The 18,145-nt window shown below is 65.5% G+C and carries 15 protein-coding genes; 9 read left to right on the top strand and 6 right to left on the bottom strand.

All coding sequences use genetic code 11. From position 1 onward, the window contains the following. Window positions 1-17 precede the first annotated feature (17 nt). The 4 genes from S58_RS17810 to S58_RS17795 form a co-directional block, all read right to left on the bottom strand. Window positions 18-1,268: an NAD(P)/FAD-dependent oxidoreductase gene (locus S58_RS17810; protein ID WP_015666748.1), complete on the bottom strand. Its 1,251-nt coding sequence runs from the start codon at window positions 1,266-1,268 to the stop codon at window positions 18-20. Window positions 1,269-1,283: 15 nt separating this feature from the next. After that, entirely contained in the window at window positions 1,284-2,042 is a 759-nt protein-coding gene (locus S58_RS17805) for an SDR family NAD(P)-dependent oxidoreductase (RefSeq protein WP_042339781.1), read from the bottom strand. A gap of 161 nt (window positions 2,043-2,203) precedes the next feature. Further along, entirely contained in the window at window positions 2,204-2,476 is a 273-nt protein-coding gene (locus tag S58_RS17800; protein ID WP_015666745.1) for a hypothetical protein, read from the bottom strand. 38 nt (window positions 2,477-2,514) lie between these two features. Continuing rightward, window positions 2,515-3,453: a GlxA family transcriptional regulator gene (locus tag S58_RS17795; protein ID WP_042340788.1), complete on the bottom strand. Its 939-nt coding sequence runs from the start codon at window positions 3,451-3,453 to the stop codon at window positions 2,515-2,517. 114 nt (window positions 3,454-3,567) lie between these two features. On the opposite strand from S58_RS17795, the gene S58_RS17790 reads away from it, so the two are divergent. Next, complete coding sequence (locus tag S58_RS17790; RefSeq protein WP_042339778.1) at window positions 3,568-4,266, top strand: DJ-1/PfpI family protein; 699 nt, start codon at window positions 3,568-3,570, stop codon at window positions 4,264-4,266. Window positions 4,267-4,356: 90 nt separating this feature from the next. On the opposite strand, the gene S58_RS17785 is transcribed toward S58_RS17790, so the two are convergent. Beyond that, complete coding sequence (locus tag S58_RS17785) at window positions 4,357-4,767, bottom strand: NADH:ubiquinone oxidoreductase subunit NDUFA12 (protein ID WP_015666742.1); 411 nt, start codon at window positions 4,765-4,767, stop codon at window positions 4,357-4,359. A 160-nt stretch (window positions 4,768-4,927) separates the two neighbouring features. Between S58_RS17785 and S58_RS17780 the strand changes: the two genes are divergently transcribed. From S58_RS17780 to S58_RS17770, 4 genes are all read left to right on the top strand, one after another. Next, entirely contained in the window at window positions 4,928-5,614 is a 687-nt protein-coding gene (locus S58_RS17780; RefSeq protein WP_015666741.1) for a BA14K family protein, read from the top strand. Between the two features lie 244 nt (window positions 5,615-5,858). Next, entirely contained in the window at window positions 5,859-6,080 is a 222-nt protein-coding gene (locus tag S58_RS37610) for a hypothetical protein (RefSeq protein ID WP_144058343.1), read from the top strand. Then, window positions 6,077-8,377, top strand: coding sequence for a CHASE3 domain-containing protein (locus S58_RS17775; protein WP_015666740.1), 2,301 nt, complete (start codon window positions 6,077-6,079; stop codon window positions 8,375-8,377). Before S58_RS37610 ends, S58_RS17775 begins: the two co-directional genes overlap by 4 nt. 227 nt (window positions 8,378-8,604) lie before the next feature. After that, on the top strand, window positions 8,605-10,860 hold the full coding sequence (locus S58_RS17770) for a CHASE3 domain-containing protein (protein WP_015666739.1): 2,256 nt from the start codon (window positions 8,605-8,607) through the stop codon (window positions 10,858-10,860). Here the strand turns inward: S58_RS17770 and S58_RS17765 are convergent. Then, window positions 10,857-11,750: a DMT family transporter gene (locus S58_RS17765; protein WP_015666738.1), complete on the bottom strand. Its 894-nt coding sequence runs from the start codon at window positions 11,748-11,750 to the stop codon at window positions 10,857-10,859. The genes S58_RS17770 and S58_RS17765 overlap by 4 nt on opposite strands. Window positions 11,751-12,564: 814 nt before the next feature. Between S58_RS17765 and S58_RS17760 the strand changes: the two genes are divergently transcribed. From S58_RS17760 to S58_RS39025, 4 genes are all read left to right on the top strand, one after another. After that, the gene (locus tag S58_RS17760; RefSeq protein ID WP_015666737.1) at window positions 12,565-16,329 is read left to right on the top strand and encodes a vitamin B12-dependent ribonucleotide reductase; all 3,765 of its coding nucleotides are present in this window, start codon (window positions 12,565-12,567) and stop codon (window positions 16,327-16,329) included. A 118-nt stretch (window positions 16,330-16,447) separates the two neighbouring features. Next, a complete protein-coding gene (locus S58_RS37605) occupies window positions 16,448-17,191 on the top strand; it encodes a hypothetical protein (RefSeq protein ID WP_015666736.1) in 744 nt (247 codons plus the stop codon). Window positions 17,192-17,327: 136 nt separating this feature from the next. After that, window positions 17,328-17,645 carry a metallophosphoesterase gene (locus tag S58_RS39030; protein ID WP_015666735.1) on the top strand — a complete coding sequence of 106 codons (318 nt, stop codon included), beginning with the start codon at window positions 17,328-17,330 and terminating at the stop codon, window positions 17,643-17,645. Window positions 17,646-17,687: 42 nt separating this feature from the next. Further along, a complete protein-coding gene (locus S58_RS39025; protein WP_015666734.1) occupies window positions 17,688-18,095 on the top strand; it encodes a metallophosphoesterase family protein in 408 nt (135 codons plus the stop codon). The last annotated feature ends 50 nt before the right edge of the window (window positions 18,096-18,145 follow it).

The raw sequence follows: 18,145 nt of genomic DNA, 5'->3' as shown, positions 1-18,145 counted from the left end.
GGCGCGGTCGCGGCCCATCACAGATACCGGCTCGGGGCGAACGCCGACGCGTCGAACGACGGCGCCTCGCCTGCGATCATCGCGGCGATCGCCGCGCCCGTGGCCGGCCCCGTGGTGAAGCCGATGTGCTGGTTGCCGAATGCAAGCCACAGGCCGGAATGCCGCGGCGCCGGCCCGATCATCGGCAGCGAGTCCGGCAGGCTCGGCCGCGCGCCGCGCCAGGGCTGGGCCACGGCGTCACCGAATTCGACCACGCCGCGCGCCAGCGGCACCACCTGTTCGAGCTGCGCGAAATTGGAGGGCGCGTCGCGATCGGTCAGCTCGACGCCGGAGGTGACGCGCACGCCGTTCTCCATCGGCGTCATCAGGAAGCTGCCTTCGGCATCGTGGATCGGTCGCAGCAAAGTCCGCGCCGGGTTCGGCGTGAACTCCTGATGGTAGCCGCGCTCGAACGCCATCGGCACCCGATAGCCGAGCGGCCTGAGAATGTCCGGCGACCACGGCCCGAGCGCGACCACGACATGGCGGGCCCGGATCTCGCCATCGCCGAGTACCACGCGCCAGCCGTCGCCGTCGGACAGCAGGGCCCTGATCTCGGACTGCCGCAGCACGCCGCCCGCGCCCTCGAACATCCGCGCATAGGCTTTCGTCACGTTGCCGGGCGAGTCGACCGAGGCCGTCTGGCTGTGCAGCAGGCCCACTTTGTAGACCGGCAGCATGTTGGGCTCGAGCGCAGAGATCCCCTGCCGATCGAGCAGCTCGCTCTTGATGCCGTACTCCGCAAGGAAATCCTGCTCGGCCTTGGCGGCGGCGAGCGCATCGCTGCGCCACGCCTTCAGCCACCCCGTCTCACGAATGCGCTGCGGCTCGCCCGATCTGACGATCCAGTCGCGATGCAGCTTTAGCGACGCGCCGATCAGGCCGTGCAGCGCGGTTGCGCGTGGCCTGACGCGAGACTCCACCGCATTGGCGAGGAAGCGCAGCACCCATTCGACGTTGCGCAACGTCCATGACGGATCCCAGCGCAACGCCGCGCTGCGATTGCCGAGATAAGACGGCAGCGCTGAAAACAGCGAGGGCTTGTTGAACGGCAGGATCGAACCCGACGAGAGGATGCCGGCATTGCCGTAGGAGGTCTCCTCACCCGGCGCCTTGCGGTCGACCAGCACCACCGAGAGGCCGCGCTCCCGGATCGCGTAGGCCGAGGAGACACCGACGATCCCGGCTCCCAGCACGATCACATCGGCCGTCTGCGTCACGCTCTGCATCGATCCTCAATCCAGTTACATCAGGGTCAAGCCGCCATCGACCGGCAGCACCGCGCCGGTGATGTGGCCGGCCTCCTGCGACAACAGGAAGCTCACGGTCGCGGCGATGTCGTCCGGCTCGGCCAGCCGTCCTTGCGGGTTGGCGGCCGCCGCCTTCTGCCAGGCCGCAGGATCGAGCGAGCCAAGCCGCCCCTCGTCCTTGCGCGTATAGCCGGGCACGACGACGTTGGCGGAGCCGCCGGTTGCGGCAAGCTCGATGGCGAGACATTTCACCAGCGCCTCCAGTGCCGCCTTGGCGGCTGCTGATGCTGGAAACGTGCCGCCCGGCACGAAGCGATGCGCAACGAAGCTCGAGATCGCGACGACGCGCGCGGCATCGCTTTGCAAAAGATCCGGCAGAGCTGCGCTGGCCAGCTCATGGAACGCGGCCGGCATTACCGCCAGCGACCGCTCGAGCCCATCGCGCGGCAGGTCGCGAAAGCCGCGGCGATCGGCAAAGCCCGCTGCATGCACCACCGCATCGACGCGGCCGAACGCTCTCCGCGCCGCGGCAACGAGGTCCGACGCGTTGCCTGCCGTGGCGAGGTCGCCGCAATGGAAAGCCACATCGGCCCCGGCCTGTCGGCACGTCTCCGCGACCGCCTGGAGCCGCACCAGCCCGGCCGTATCAGCGCCCTGGCCGTGCAGCATGAGAGCCTGTCCCGGCCCGGCGAGGCGGCGCGCAACGGCGGCACCGATCCCGGCACCGCTTCCGGTAATGATTGAAACGCGCATGACCCCCGGTCTGCAGATGCTGCTCGAGCAGCGAACTATAGGTCTCGCATCCCCGAATGCAAACAATAGCACCGGCATGCCCGGATGATCGTAACGCAAGGCCCGCGCCGATAACGCGCAATCATGCGCGGGGCACAAACGCCGTTTCAGCGAGGCTCTGCTCAGACCGACAGTCCGCTGCAGGTCAGGATGATGCGCGTGGCCTTCCAGACCCAGGTCTTGCCATCGCGCGCCGCCTGCAGGCTGAAGACGCGCGCGTTCCAATGCGGATCATGCGCAAAGCGGATGTTCTCGATCACGAACGCCTGCTGTTGCCGCTTCCATTCGATGGCCCAGGCGAGATGCGCTTCATCGAGCTGCTGCCGCAGCTTGGAGATCTCGATCACATAGGGAGATGGGAAGATAACTCCCAGACCCATGGAATTGCCGGCCATCACGCGATCTCTTCGGCGTTAGAAGCGCCCTGATGAGACTATCCTGCCCTCGCGGACCGCCGCAACGCCTGCGGCGGCTGGCCGAAGGCGCGAATGAAGGCGCGGCGCATGCGCTCGGGATCGCGAAAACCCGTCGCCTCGGCGACCAACTCGATCGGCTGGTGCGAGGCCTGCACGCGATCGCGGGCCACCTCGAGCCGGAGGCGTTCGATCGCCTTGGAGGGCGTAGTGCCGGTCTCGGCGACGAACGCTCGGGTGAAATGTCGCGTGCTCATGCCGGCGCGCTCGGCGAGATCGTCGACCGTCAAGGGCGCATCGAGATGCTCGCGCGCCCAGGTCAGGAGGTCGGCGAAGCGCCCGCTCGGCGCCTTCAGCTCCAATAGCGAGGAGAACTGTGACTGGCCGCCGCTGCGGCGATGATAGAGCACGAGCTGGCGCGCCGTCTTCTGCGCGATCTCCTCGCCGTGATCCTCGGCGACCATGGCGAGCGCGAGATCGATGCCGGCGGTGATCCCCGCAGAGCTCCAGACATTGCCGTCGCGGACATAGATGCTGTCCGGCTCCAGCTTCACGTTCGGATAGGCGCGCAGGAACTGCCGCGTGCGCTGCCAATGCGTGGTCACGCGCCGGCCGTCCAGCAGGCCCGCTTCGGCCAGCACGAACGCGCCGGAGCAGACGCTGGCGATGCGGGTGCCGCGCTGCGCGACCTTCTCGACGAAATTGAGCGTGCATGCGTTGCGGCTCGCCGCCTCGACGCCGTCACCGCCGGCGATCAGCAGCGTCGTCAGGGTCCCGACGGGGCCGAACTTGCGCGCCAGCATCTCCACCCCGGACGATGAACGCACCGGCCCCGGCTGCGCCGCGATCACCTTGATCTGCGGCGCGCCCTTCGCATAACGCGCGGCGATTTCGAACACCGAGATCGGCCCGGCGGCATCGAGCAGCTGGAAATCCGGGAAGACGAGCACGCCGATCATGCTGGGAGGCTCCGCAACTGTCGTGTCCGAAATCGAGGGAACTTCGACATATGAGACGGCGAGCGGATCATGCAGGATGGCTCCCGTCAACCCATCATCGCCGCGAGTGCCGCCATGGCCGAACCGATTTCCATCGCTCTTGTCCTGTTCCCGCACGTCACCCAGCTCGACCTCACCGGACCGGTGCAGGTGTTCTCCAGCGTGCCCGGAGCGACGCTGCATCTGGCGTGGAAGACGATCGAGCCGATCCCCACCGACTCGGTCCTTACGCTGCTGCCGACCACGACCTTCGCCGAGTGTCCGCAGGCTGACGTGATCTGCATCCCCGGCGGCTTTGGCGTCGACGCCATCCTCAATGACGCTGAAGTCATCGACTTCATCCGCCGCCAGGCTGCCGGCGCCAAGTACATCACATCGGTGTGTACCGGCTCGCTCGCGCTCGGCGCCGCCGGCCTGCTCGACGGTTATCGCGCCGCGACCCATTGGAGCGCGCGCGAGTGCCTGCCGCTGTTCGGCGCCACCATCAGCACCGAGCGTGTGTGCATCGATCGCAACCGCATCACCGGCGGCGGGGTCACCGCCGGCATCGACTTCGCACTGACCTTGGTGTCGCAGCTGGTCGACCGCGCGACCGCGGAGGCCATTCAGCTCAGGCTCGAATACAACCCGGCGCCGCCGTTCACCGCAGGCTCCCCCGATACGGCGCCGCCGGAGGTTCTGTCACGCATGCTGGAGCGGATCGCGCCGTTCCGAAAGCGGCGCGTCGAACTGGCGGAGCGCGCGGCAGCCAGTCTCAACGGCGGCGCAACCTAGCGGCAAGCGGCTCGGGCTTTCCCACAAAGATAAAGGCCGCCCGGAACTCCGGACGGCCTTTTCTAAATCCGTACCCCGTCAGTGATCGAATCAGCTGCCGGGCGTCCACGGCTGATAATCGCCGGTCGCCTTCGGGCGACGGCCGCTGGCCAGGGTCGAGCCGGCCGGACGATAGGCCAGCGCGGTGCCGGTCAGGTTGGGCTGATGCGGCTTTTCCCACTCGCGCGGCTTGTAGCCGTCCTGCGTAGGGGGCACGTCGACCGTGTGGTGCATCCAGGCGTGCCATTCCACCGGAATACGGCTGGCTTCAGCCAGGCCGTTATAGATGACCCAGCGGCGCTCGAAATTCAGGACCGGATCGATCTTGCCGCCGGCCGTGCGGTAGTAGCGGTTGCCCTGGCCATCCTGCCCCACCAGCTCGCCAAAACGCCAAGTCCAAAGCTGGGTGCCGAAGGTCTGGCCGTTCCACCACGTGAAGAGCTTGAGGAAGAACTGTTTCATGCGCTCAGAGCCGGTGTTGTGAAGCTGCGGCTCTGATGCCACCCCGCCCGCGACTTGTCCAGTGTTGCCCGTTCGCCTGCGACCCATGCATCGGTTCGCCCCAGGGAACGACATACCGTGGCTGCGGTTAGATCATTTTCCCCTCATGGAGCGACATCCGATGACCAACCTGAAGACATTGAGCGCCGCAGCGGCGGTGGCGCTGATTCTGCCGCTCGCGGCAGCGACGACGAGCTTCGCACAAGGCCCCGGTGGCCACGGCGGTCCGGGCGGTGGCGGTGCCGCCATGGGCGGCGGAGGTGGCCGCGGTGGAGCCCCCGGCGGCGGTGCGGCGATCGGTGGTGGCGGCGGCGGCGGTCGCGGCTTCTCGGCTGGACCGGGGGGCGGCGGCTTCTCGCGCAGCGCTCCCGGGCTCGCCAGCAGCGGACCGGTGGGCGGCGGCGCGGCCTTCGGCGGCCGAGGCCCGGGCGCTGGCGCCAACGTCGCGGTGAACACTGGCGGCGGCCGTCCCGGATGGTCCGGCGGCGGCGGCAACTGGAATGGCGGCAATTGGAATGGTGGCGGCGGCTGGCGTGGTGGCCACCATCACCGCGGCGGCGGCTTCTGGCCGGGCGTCGGTGTTGGCGTCGGAATTGGCCTCGGCAGCAGCTACGCCTACGACAATGATCCGTACTATTACGGCCCCGACTACTACTCCGACTACTCCTACTATGATGACTCCGCACCCGTCGCGGTCGTTGGAACCGAGGGCGTCGACCCGAGCTACTGCGCACGACGCTATCGCTCGTACGATCCGGCCTCGGGTACCTATCTGGGCTACGACGGCCTTCGTCATCCCTGCCCGTAACAACGCGCAGTACATCCAGACCTGATCAACGAAGCGGCGAGGTACGTACCTCGCCGCTTTTAGTTCGTGTTAGCGCCGCATTGTTGTCTATCATGTGTCTGATCGGACACGTTGCCGACTGATTTTGAACGAATTTTGAAATCTGTGCCCCGCGACGTGCAGATGTATTGCACGTTCCGGTCCAATATCGATCATCGTGATTCTGCTTCGAAATCTTCAACCCAGGCGTAGTTGATATCTGTTGATGGACACCTGGATCGCACCGCGCAGTGCAGATCGCCGCGCGTCAACCGTTGCGCAAGCCGCTCTCGAACGCGCCGGAAGAATCGAACAAGGAGGCGCGCCTTGCCGACACATCATCACAGCCTTCGACGCAGCTGAGCTGGAACTCGGGTGCATGAGGCTCAGCACGGTCAATCCCACCGGTCAGCAACCGGATATGTCGATGATTGAGAAACGCGGATGATTCAGCAGCGCCTCGCCCTGGGGCTCGGTCTTGGAACTTTGCTTGCGATCGGCGCGGCCTCCACCGCGCTCGATATCAAGTCGCGCCAGGACGCGGCCTGGGTGACCTCGTCGCTGAACGTCCTGCAAAAGACCTCCGACCTTCGCCTGTTGTTGCGCGAAGCCGAAGCCAGCTCGCGCGGCTTCGTGCTGACGAGCGCCGAGCAGTTTCGCACCGAGTTCAACGATGTCAGCGGGAAGATTCCGCCGGCCGTGGCCGATCTGCAGCAGGCCGTGGCCGGCAGTCCCATGCCGATGCAGCTTCTCGGCGAGACTGCAGCGCTGATCGGCCGCAGGGTCGAAATCTCCGCGGAGTTGATCAGGCTGCGCGCGGCGTCGGACCGCGCCGGGCTCGAAGCGCTCGGCAGCCGCGCTGAAGGCCCGGCGACGATGAGCGCGATCACGGCCAACCTCGACCGTTTCGTCGCCGATCAGCGCCAGTTGCTGGCGCAGCGGTCGGCCACATCGAAAGCCACCGGCTCGCTGCTGCTCGCGATCGACCTGTGCGGGCTGGCACTGCTGCTGATCATTGCCGGGTACCTCGTCCGGCGCGCCTATCTGGACGATCGGGAACTGCGCGCCTCCCTGCTCCGCTCCGAGGCCGAAGCCGTCTCGCTGGCCGAAAAGGCCGAGAAGCAGCACATCGACCTGGTCGAGGCGCATGAGAAGCTGCGCCATTCCGCCGAGGTCCTGCAGAGCACGTTCAACAGCATGGCCGAAGGCGTGCTCGTGATCGATGCCGCCGACACCGTCGTGTTCTCGAACCCCGCCGTCGAGCATCTGCTCGGATATCGCCCGGACAGGAATCTGTCCGAGGTCCGGGCGAAGCTTCGCGTCTATGAGAGCGACGGCGTGACGCCGGTCGCGCCGGATGACCTGCCGACGCCGCGGGCGTTGCGCGGTGAGACGTTCGACCGGCGCGAGCTGATCGTCGAGCTGAGCGATCGCGACGAGACGCTGCGCCTGATGATCAGCGGCCGTCCGCTGCGCGACGCTGCAGGCGGCATCACCGGCGCGGCGATGGTCTATCACGACATCACGATGGCCCACGAGACCGAGCGTCTGCTGCATCAGGCGCAGAAGCTGGACGCCATCGGCAAGCTCACCGGGGGCGTCGCCCACGACTTCAACAACATGCTGACGATCATCACCGGCACAATCGAGACGCTCGCCGAAGAGGTCAGGGACCGTCCGGCCGCCGCGGCCACCGCGGCGCTGATCAGTCAGGCCGCGGATCGCTGCACTGAGCTGATCCGGCATCTGCTGGCGTTCGCCCGGAAGCAGCCGCTGCATCCGCGCGACAGCGACGTGAACAGCACCATCCTCGACATCGCCAAGCTGTTGCGTCCGACGCTCGGCGAGCAGATCGAGATCAATTCGATCCTCGAAGAGGAAGAGCTGATCGCGCATATCGACTCGGCCCAGCTCGCCAATTCCCTGGTCAACATGGCCATCAACGCCCGCGATGCGATGCCCAATGGCGGCAAGCTGTTGCTGGAATCGCGCCGCGTCGTGCTCGATGAGTCCTACGCGGCGGCCAACGCCGGAGTGATACCGGGCTCCTATGTGATGGTGGCCGTCAGCGACACCGGCACCGGCATGTCCCCCGAAGTTCGCGACCGCGCCTTCGAGCCGTTCTTCACGACGAAGGAAGCCGGCAAGGGGTCGGGACTCGGCCTCAGCATGGTCTACGGCTTCGTCAAGCAGTCCGGCGGCCACATCAAGATCTACAGCGAGGAAGGCCGGGGCACGACGATCCGCCTCTACATCCCGGCGCCCAAGGGCCAGGCCGCGAGCCCTGCCCTGCCCGATCCGCCGCCGCCGCGCGGCGAGGAGACGATCTTCATCGTCGAGGATGATCCGCTGGTGCAGGATTTCGTCGTCTCTCAGCTGCAGAGCCTGGGCTACAAGACCATCACCGCGTCCACCGGCGTCGAGGCGCTGGCCAAGATCGACTCCGGCCAGTCCTTCGACCTGCTGTTCACCGACGTCATCATGCCCGGCGGGGTCAACGGCAAGGAGCTTGCCGAGGAGGCGCTGCGGCAGCGGCCCGGCACCAAGGTGCTGTACACCTCCGGCTACACCGACAATGCGATGGTCGAGCACGGTCGCATCGACCAGGCCGCCCTCCTGCTCACCAAGCCCTATCGCAAGTCCGAGCTGGCCCAGATGATACGGCTCGCTTTGGTCAGCCCCTTCGAAATCGAGGCGGCCGCTCCCATCGATGCCGAGCAGCCTCACCGGGCGCACTCCTCCTGATGGCCGATATCGAACCGCAGGGATCATCGTGGTGCCCGCGGTCAACAAATCTGGAGGGAACAGAGACAGGCAATTGGCAGGACACTGCGCAGCGTCTACAAGTGGTTGTATTTTCCAGATCGGCCTATCTGCTTGCGCAATATCGAACAATTCGCAATTTATCAGCAATTCATAATCACGATGCCGTTTGATCGATCAACCTCACCCCGCGCTGTCAGGACCCTGCGATGATCCGCCGTCGCGTGGTGGTCAGGCTGGGTCTTGGAATTCTGCTAGCGATCGGCGCAGCTTCGACGGCGCTGGACGTCAAGGCGCGCAGCGATACAGCCTTGGTCGAGCGCACGATGGGGGTTCTGGAGAAGTCTTCGGAGCTGCGCGTGCTGCTGCGGCAGGCCGAAGCGGCCGCGCGCGGTTTCGCATTGTTGGGCACCGAGCGGTTCGTCACCGAGTTTCAGGAGACCAGCGGCCAGATTCCGTCGGCCTGGGCCGATCTGCAGCAGCTCGTCCAGGACAACCCCGAGCAGAGCGAGCGGCTGCGGTCGATCGAGGACGTCGTGCAGCGGCGCATCGCGCTCGCCGGTGAACTCATCCGCGTGTATGCCGCGCACGATCGCGCCGGCCTGCAGGCTCTCGCCGCCAGCTCGGCCGGTCCGGTCGCGATGGCGACGATCAACGAAGCGCTCAACGCCTTCGACGAGCAGGAACGACAGCTGCTGGCGCTGCGCGCCGCAACCTCCAACCGGACCGGATCCTGGCTGCTGGCGATCGATCTTGCCGGTGTCGGCCTGCTGCTGGTGATTGCATTCCATCTGATCCGCCGCACCTATCTGTCGGACCGGGCGCTGCGCACCTCGCTCGACCAGTCTCAGGCAACCGCGACGTCACTGGAAGCCCAGGCGCTGCAGCAGCGCAGCGATCTTGCAACGGCCTATGACGAGCTGCGCCGCTCCTCGGCCATTCTCGAAAACACCTTCAACAGCATGGCCGAGGGCGTGCTGGTGGTCGATCCCGAAGGCACGGTCATGCTGTCGAACCAGGCGGCGGGCCATTTCTTCGGCGAGGGCAAGACCTTCGCCGAGATGCTGGCGGCAAACCACTTCTACGAAAGCGACGCTCTCACGCGCATCGACGATGAGGATCTGCCGATCGCGCGCGCCTTGCGCGGGCTGTCGTTCGATCGCCGCGAGGTCGTGGTCAAGCCGACCGACGGCCGTCCGCAATTCCGCCTGATGGTGAGCGGACGACCGCTGCGCACGTCGCTCGGAACGATCAACGGCGCTGCGCTGGTGTATTACGACGTGACCGACCTGCACGAGATCGAGCGGCAGCTGTTGCAGGCGCAGAAGCTCGATGCCATCGGCCAGCTCACCGGCGGCGTCGCGCACGACTTCAACAACATGCTGACGATCATCACCGGGTCGATCGAGGTGATGATCGACACGGTCCGGGACAGGCCTGCGGCGGCCGAGCTCGCTGCGCTGATCGGCAAGGCGGCCGATCGCTGCACCGAGCTGATCCGGCATCTTCTTGCGTTCGCGCGCAAGCAGCCGCTGCGCCCGCGCGACATCGACGTCAACGCCACGGTGCAGGACATCGCCAAGCTGCTGCGGCCGACGCTCGGCGAGCAGGTCGAGATCAAAACCATTCTCGCCGGCGAGGATCTGATCGCGCATGTCGATTCCGCGCAGCTCGCCAACGCGCTGGTCAACATGGCCATCAACGCCCGCGACGCGATGCCGGACGGCGGCAAGCTGCTCTTGGAGACGCTGAGCACCACGCTCGACGACGCCTATGCCGCGGCCAATGCGGGGGTGGTGGCCGGCCGCTACGTCATGATCGCGGTCAGCGACACCGGCGCCGGCATGCCGGCCGACGTGAAGGACCGCGTGTTCGAGCCGTTCTTCACCACCAAGGAAGCCGGCAAGGGATCCGGTCTTGGGCTCAGCATGGTCTATGGCTTCGTCAAGCAGTCCGGCGGCCACCTCAAGCTCTACAGCGAGGAGAACCGGGGCACGACGATCCGGCTCTATCTGCCGGCGGCGCGAGCGGTGCAGCCGATCGAGCCGGAGCAGGACACCGCGTTGCCGCGCGGCAGCGAGACCATCCTCGTCGTCGAGGACGATCCGCTGGTGCGGGACTTCGTGCTCTCGCAGTTGCAGAGCCTCGGCTACACGACGCTGTCAGCCGCGTATGGCGCGGAGGCGCAGACGATCATCGCGCAGGACCGGGCCGTCGATCTCCTCTTCACCGACGTCATCATGCCCGGCGGCGTCAGCGGCAGCCAGCTTGCGGAGGCGGTCACGGCGGCGCGCCCGGGGATCCGCGTGCTCTACACGTCCGGCTACACCGACAATGCCATCGCCGAGCACGGACAGCTGCTGGCCGACGCGCTGCTGCTGACAAAACCCTATCGCCGCGCCGAACTCGCCCAGATGGTGCGGCGGGCGCTGGACAGCCGAGCCGTGGCGCTCGGATCGGCCTAGCCCCGCGTCGCCAGCGCCACCGCCCCGAGCGTTAGGGCAAGCGCTGCGACCTGCCCTGCTCCGAGCGGCTCGTGCAGCGCCATCGCCGAGGCGACCACGCCGATCACCGGCACCGCCATGGTGCCGATCGCCGCCACCGACGCCGGCAGCCGCGCCAGCGCCGCGAACCAGGCGACATAGGCGACGCAGAACTGGATCACGGTCGAATAGAACATCAGCGCCCAGTCGAACTGATCGAGCCTGGTCCAGTCGGAGTGCTCGACGGCAAAGCCCACGATCACGATCGGCACGCAGCCGATGCCGATCTGCCAGGCCGCCGCCGTCAGCGGCGGCAGCTTGATCGGCAGCTTCTTGGCCAGCACCGTGCCGAGCGCAAAGCCGAACGCGCCGCCCAGCACCATCAGGATGCCCGGCAGCTTGTCGCGGCTCGCGGTGAGCCCGTTGCTGCCCATGATCGCGGCCAGTCCCCCAAACGCCAGCACCAGCGCGAGCACGCGCAGCAGCGTCGGCCGCTCGCCCAGGATCGGCCAGGCGAGCAGCGAGGCCCACACCGGCATCGTGTAGGCGATCAGCGCCGCCTCGCTGGCCGGCAACCACAGCAGCGCCAGCCCCATCAGCACCATCCAGGCGGTGACGTTGAGCATCCCGGCCAGGATGAGCCGCGGCCAGACCTCTGATGGCACCTTGAGGCTCTGGCTGCGGAGGATCGCCAGCAGCGCCAGCAGAGCCGCGCCGACCACGCCGGTGGTGCCGCGCAGCGTCAAAGGCGGCAGCACGCTGACCAGGTGCTTGGTGACCGGCCAGTTGAAGCCCCAGCCGAGCGAGGTGATGGCGAGGAACATCAGCCCGGCAGGCGTGATCCGCCCGCTGGCCCCTGGCTTGTCTGTCATGGAATCACCGGCACCGTCTGTTGGAGCGCAAGCTTGCCGGCGTTTTCCCGGCCACACCAGGGATTGTGGGGCATGCCTGCCCAGCGCCGCCCCGTAAGCGGCCGTGAGTCCCGCCGATGCAAGCAAAACAGGTCGTTCGCGGGCGAATAAATTCGCCCCTGTGAACAGCGGGACGAAGCCCTGTGGATGGCGTCCGGGACAAATTTTTTCGGTTTCGAATCCGCGAGGACTCGCCGATAGTTAGGCCTGTCACGATACCGGCATGCGCCCTGGTTATCCCGTACTTTCCCCCATATTTAGTGTTTGGTTAGAGAACCCCCACTAGTTCTTGACGGGGGGAGCGGAGTCGTCCTAGCTTCCGGCCCGGTTCGGCGCACAGTCATGTTTCGGGTCTGGCCGGCCGCTTCCCTCGAGAGGGTTCGAAGACGACCACGCCGCCGTCACCACGGCAGCGGGCGTGTGTCGCCGTCTGCCCTGTGCGCAAAGGCCGCGCCGCCGCGTTCCCACCGGGAACCCACTAGATGTGGGGGCTCCCCTGCAGGGACGACGGGGCGGAATGGCAACGGTGACGCGTTGAGAAACAGCCGGAGCAGGCAGCGGACGGGCTGCACGCTCCGGCGAGAAGACGGAGCGAGACGCCGGACAACGGCGCAGAGCTTCCGGCTTCGAGGCTGAACAGAGACGGACCGGGCAACCGGTTGAACTGCGGCGGCAGACGGGCGTCCCGGGGATGGGACTCGCAAGCCGCCGCCCTTGGATGCAATGATCCCGGCCGCCTGTGAACGCGGTCCGGCAAGAACAATTGGGGCTCGCGATGCGGATTGAACGGCGCAACACCACCGAAGGACAGTCACCCTATCAAGGGATCGACTTCCGCCTGACCACGTCCGAGATCAAGAATCCGGATGGCTCCGTGGTGTTCCGGCTCGAGAATGTCGAGGTGCCGCAGTTCTGGTCGCAGGTCGCCTCCGACGTGCTGGCGCAGAAGTACTTCCGCAAAGCGGGCGTCGCCGCACGCCTGAAGAAGGTTGAGGAAGAGAGCGTGCCGTCCTGGCTGTGGCGCTCGGTGCCGGACACCGAGGCGCTCGCAGCTCTCCCTGAGAATGAGCGCTACGGCAGCGAGCGCTCGGCGAAGCAGGTGTTCGACCGTCTCGCCGGCTGCTGGACCTATTGGGGCTGGAAGGGCAACTACTTCTCGTCGGAAGACGACGCGCAGGCGTTCTATGACGAGCTCCGAATCATGCTGGCGAAGCAGATGGTCGCGCCGAACTCGCCGCAATGGTTCAACACCGGGCTGCACTGGGCCTATGGCATCGATGGCCCCGGCCAGGGCCACTATTACGTCGACTACAAGACCGGCAAGCTGACCAAGTCGAAATCCTCCTACGAGCATCCGCAGCCGCACGCCTGCTTCATCCAGGGCGTCGAGGACGACCTCGTCAACGAGGGCGGCATCATGGATTTGTGGGTGCGCGAGGCGCGTCTGTTCAAGTACGGCTCCGGCACCGGCTCCAACTTCTCGCGGCTGCGCGGCGAAGGCGAGCGGCTGTCCGGCGGCGGCCGCTCGTCCGGCCTGATGAGCTTCCTCAAGATCGGCGACCGCGCAGCCGGCGCGATCAAGTCGGGCGGCACCACCCGCCGCGCCGCCAAGATGGTCGTGGTCGACGCCGACCATCCGGACATCGAGGCCTATATCGACTGGAAGGTGAAGGAGGAGCAGAAGGTCGCCGCTCTCGTCACCGGCTCCAAGATCAACCAGAAGCATTTGAAGGCCGTGATGAAGGCCTGCGTCAATTGCGAGGGCTCCGGCGACGACTGCTTCGATCCTGAGAAGAACCCGGCGCTGCGCCGCGAGATCAAGCTCGCGCGCCGCGCGCTGGTGCCCGACAACTACATCAAGCGGGTGATCCAGTTCGCCAAGCAGGGCTACAAGGACATCGACTTCCCGATCTACGACACGGATTGGGATTCGGAAGCGTACCTGACCGTCTCCGGCCAGAACTCCAACAATTCGGTGTCGCTGAAGGACGACTTCCTGCGCGCGGTCGAGACCGACAGCGACTGGAATCTGATCGGCCGCACCAACAAGAAGGTCGTCAAGACGCTGAAGGCGCGCGACCTCTGGGAGAAGATCGGCCACGCCGCCTGGGCCTCGGCCGATCCCGGCCTGCACTTCAACACCACGATGAACGACTGGCACACCTGCAAGGCGTCCGGCGACATCCGCGCGTCCAATCCGTGCTCGGAATACATGTTCCTTGACGACACCGCGTGCAACCTGGCCTCGGCCAACCTGCTGACCTTCTACGACACGGACACGAAGCACTTCGACGTCGGCGCCTACGAGCATCTCTGCCGGCTCTGGACGGTCGTGCTCGAGATCTCCGTGCTGATGGCGCAGTTCCCGTCGAAGGCGATTGCTGAACTCTCCTATGAGTTCCGCACGCTCGGCCTCGGCTATGCCAACATCGGCGGCCTGCTGATGACCATGGGTCTGCCCTACGACTCCAAGGAAGGCCGCGCGCTGTGCGGCGCGCTCTCCGCCATCATGACCGGCATCGCCTACAAGACCTCGGCGGAGATGGCGGGCGAGCTCGGCACCTTCCCCGGCTACAAGAAGAACGCCGCGCACATGCTGCGCGTGATCAAGAACCATCGCCGTGCCGCGCGCGGCGAGGCGACCGGCTATGAGGCGCTCGCGGTGGCTCCCGTGCCGCTCGACCACGCCCACTGCCCGCAGGTCTCGCTCGTCAGTCATGCCATCCAGGCCTGGGACGACGCGCTCGCGCTCGGCGAGACCAACGGCTATCGCAACGCCCAGGTCACCGTGGTCGCCCCCACCGGCACCATCGGCCTGGTCATGGATTGCGACACCACCGGCATCGAGCCTGATTTCGCGCTGGTGAAGTTCAAGAAGCTGGCCGGCGGCGGCTACTTCAAGATCATCAACCGCGCCGTGCCCGCAGCACTCCGCGTGCTCGGCTATCGCGAGAGCGAGATCGCCGAGATCGAGGCCTATGCGGTCGGTCACGGCTCGCTGTCCAACGCCCCCGGCGTCAACGCCACGACGCTCCGGGCCAAGGGTTTTACGGACGAGGCCATCGCCAAGGTCGAGAAGGCGCTGCCGACCGCGTTCGACATCAAGTTCGTGTTCAACAAGTGGACGCTGGGCGAGGACTTCATCGTCAAGCAGCTCGGCGTCTCGGCGGAAGCGCTTGCCTCCCCGACCTTCGAGTTGCTCGCTGCCATCGGCTTCAGCAAGCGCGAGATCGAGGCCGCCAACGTGCACATCTGCGGCGCGATGACGGTCGAGGGTGCCCCGCATTTGAAGGCCGAGCACTACGCGGTGTTCGATTGCGCCAATCCCTGCGGCAAGATCGGCAAGCGCTATCTCTCGGTCGAGAGCCACATCCGCATGATGGCGGCGGCGCAGCCGTTCATCTCGGGCGCGATCTCCAAGACCATCAACATGCCGAACGACGCCACGGTCGAGGACTGCAAGGCGGCGTATCTGTTGTCCTGGAAGCTCGCGCTGAAGGCCAACGCGCTGTACCGCGACGGCTCAAAACTGTCGCAGCCGCTCAACTCGCAGCTCATCTCGGACGACGAGGACGAGGACGATGCGGTCGAGTCCTTCTACGAGAAGCCGATGGCCGCGCGTGCCGCCCAGGTCTCGGAGAAGATCGTCGAGAAGCTGGTCGAGCGCATCGTCGTGATGCGCGAGCGCGAGAAGATGCCGGATCGCCGCAAGGGCTACACCCAGAAGGCGGTCGTCGGCGGCCACAAGGTCTACTTGCGCACCGGCGAATATGATGACGGCCGCCTCGGCGAGATCTTCATCGACATGCACAAGGAGGGCGCCGCGCTACGCTCCTTCATCAACAACTTCGCCATTGCGGTGTCGCTGGGCCTGCAATACGGCGTGCCGCTGGAGGAGTATGTCGACGCCTTCACCTTCACCCGCTTCGAGCCGGCCGGCCCCGTGCAGGGCAACGACTCGATCAAATACGCGACGTCGATCCTCGACTACGTGTTCCGCGAGCTCGCCGTCAGCTACATGTCGCGCTTCGACCTCGCCCATGTCGACCCCAGCGAAAGCAATTTCGATGCGCTCGGCCGCGGCGTCGACGAAGGCAAGCCGTCGGAGGACGGACCTAGCCAGCAGGCCGCGAAGTACGTCTCGCGCGGCCTGACCCGCTCCCGCACCGATAATCTCGTCGTGATGCGCGGCGGCTCCCAGGGCAGCGGCGCGTCGTCGGTCTCCTCGTCGACCGGGTCGGTCGGCAGCGGTGCCACCGCCCGCTCCTCCTCCCGCACCGGCGACGCCATCGACGGCGCCGTCGCCCTGAAGCACGAGCCACAGCATGACCTCTCGCCCACCGAGAAGCTCGAGGCGCTGCAGTGGAGCAAGGCCGGCACGGCGAACACCCAGGTCGCCTCCAAGGCCGAACGCCGCGCCGAGGCGAAAGCCAAGGGCTACGAAGGCGAGATGTGCTCGGAGTGCGGGAACTTCACGCTGGTCCGGAACGGGACTTGTATGAAGTGTGATACATGCGGAAGCACGACGGGGTGTTCGTGAGGGACTATTGATTGGCTCACCAGCCATACACTGCTGATAAAAGCAGAGGAGCCGATGGTATTTTCCATCGGCTCCTTTCGACTGACTATCGAACCCTCATCTAAAAGCATGAAGAGCAATGGAGAAACTGCTCGAAAACTTTGCAAAATCGATCGCCGCTCTCTCTGCCGCGATGATACTTCTGTCCGTCGTCCATGAATTTGGCTACTTCGCCTATGTCGGAAGCTTTTTCCAAACTTTTGTAACCGCAACAGACTATTTTACTAATGCAATACTGTGGATGCCCATCGGCATCATAACCATATTTGGCTGGCAGGCATGGAGATTCATACTCGAAGACCCGCCGAAAATTCAACGCAACAACTGGAAGTCATGGATCGCGCCACTCTTCCTAGTCGGCGGGCCGGTTTCGATTTTTGTCTTCACTTCAAGCGGTTTCCCGCTTTTTTACTTAGTTGGCCTTGGATATCTATGGATCATCCTGTTTGATCGATTCGTGCCAAAAGTTGAGCTGGCTCCTCTTTCTGTCGTAGAGCTTCGAAAACTACTCCGAATTGGAGTTCCAATTATTGCCGCCATTTTTACTCTTGGATACGAACGCGCGAAAGCCGACCTTGATTTAAGGACAAACTCGCAGCCGTACATTATCGGCATCAAGGATGTGCCAACGGGTATTCTAAGAATTCCCCTACGACATTTCGACAAAGGACTGTTACTCAGCAATCCCGTAGATCACCGCATAGAGTTTGTGAAATGGGAGAAAGTCGATCAAATCTCAAAACCTACTGAGGATACACGAATAGACCCACCTTCGTGCGCGTGGTTTCGAATTTTGTGCGCCAGAAGCTGGTCATCGCCTTAGACCCAAGCACACCAACTTAGTAGCAAGCGCAGGGCAGATTCGACGAGCGTAGTTCACCATACGACGCGAACGGCGCGTTACGACTCGCTAACGTGCCTTACGCCGCGAGCCCCTGCGCGCCACCGTCCACACCCCCATGCACCTCCACATCTTCTCCGATCTCCACGCCGACATGGCCGACATCAAGCCGATCGAGCCCCTGCCCGGGGTCGATGTGGTGGTCGTCGCCGGCGATGTCTGCGAGGGGGCGGTGAACGGCTTTGCGCGACTGCGCGAGATCGTGGCGGAGGACGTGCCCATCGTCATGGTGATGGGCAACCATGAATATTATCACCGCACCTACCCCGAGGAGTTGAATCTGGCGCGGGCCGAGGCGGCGCGGTTCGGGGTGCATCTCTTGGAGAACGACGCGGTCGTGCTCGCGGGCGTGCGCTTTGCGGGCGCCACGCTGTGAACCGACTATGCGATCTTTGGCGCCGGCAGCGAGGTCCACACCATGGCCGTCTGCCGCGACCGAATGAACGACCATCGCCGCATCACCTGGCGCAAGCAGCCCTGGCTGCGCTTCCGCCCGCAGGAGGCGCTCGGCCTGCACCGAACCTCACGCACCTGGCTGACGGGCCTGCTGGAGACGCCGTACGACGGCCCGACCATCGTGGTCACCCACCACGCCCCCGACTGGGGCTCGGTCGCCGAGCGCTATCGCAACGACCGCGTCACCGCCGCCTACGTCTCCGACCTGTCAGCGCTGATCCTGGCCACCCAGCCAGCGCTGTGGGTCCATGGCCACATCCACACGCCCTCCGACTACCGGATCGGATCGACCCGCGTTATCTGCAATTCGCACGGCTATGGAAGGGAGAACCCGGCCTTCGATCCAGCGCTGGTGGTCGAGGTCCCGTAGCCCGGATGAGCGCAGCGACATCCGGGTTCATCACTGGCGTTGCCGGAAAA

The sequence above is a fragment of the Bradyrhizobium oligotrophicum S58 genome, from assembly GCF_000344805.1.
Lineage (GTDB): Bacteria > Pseudomonadota > Alphaproteobacteria > Rhizobiales > Xanthobacteraceae > Bradyrhizobium > Bradyrhizobium oligotrophicum.
Note: the sequence above shows the minus strand (reverse complement) of the source record. Positions and strands in the feature narration are given on the sequence as shown.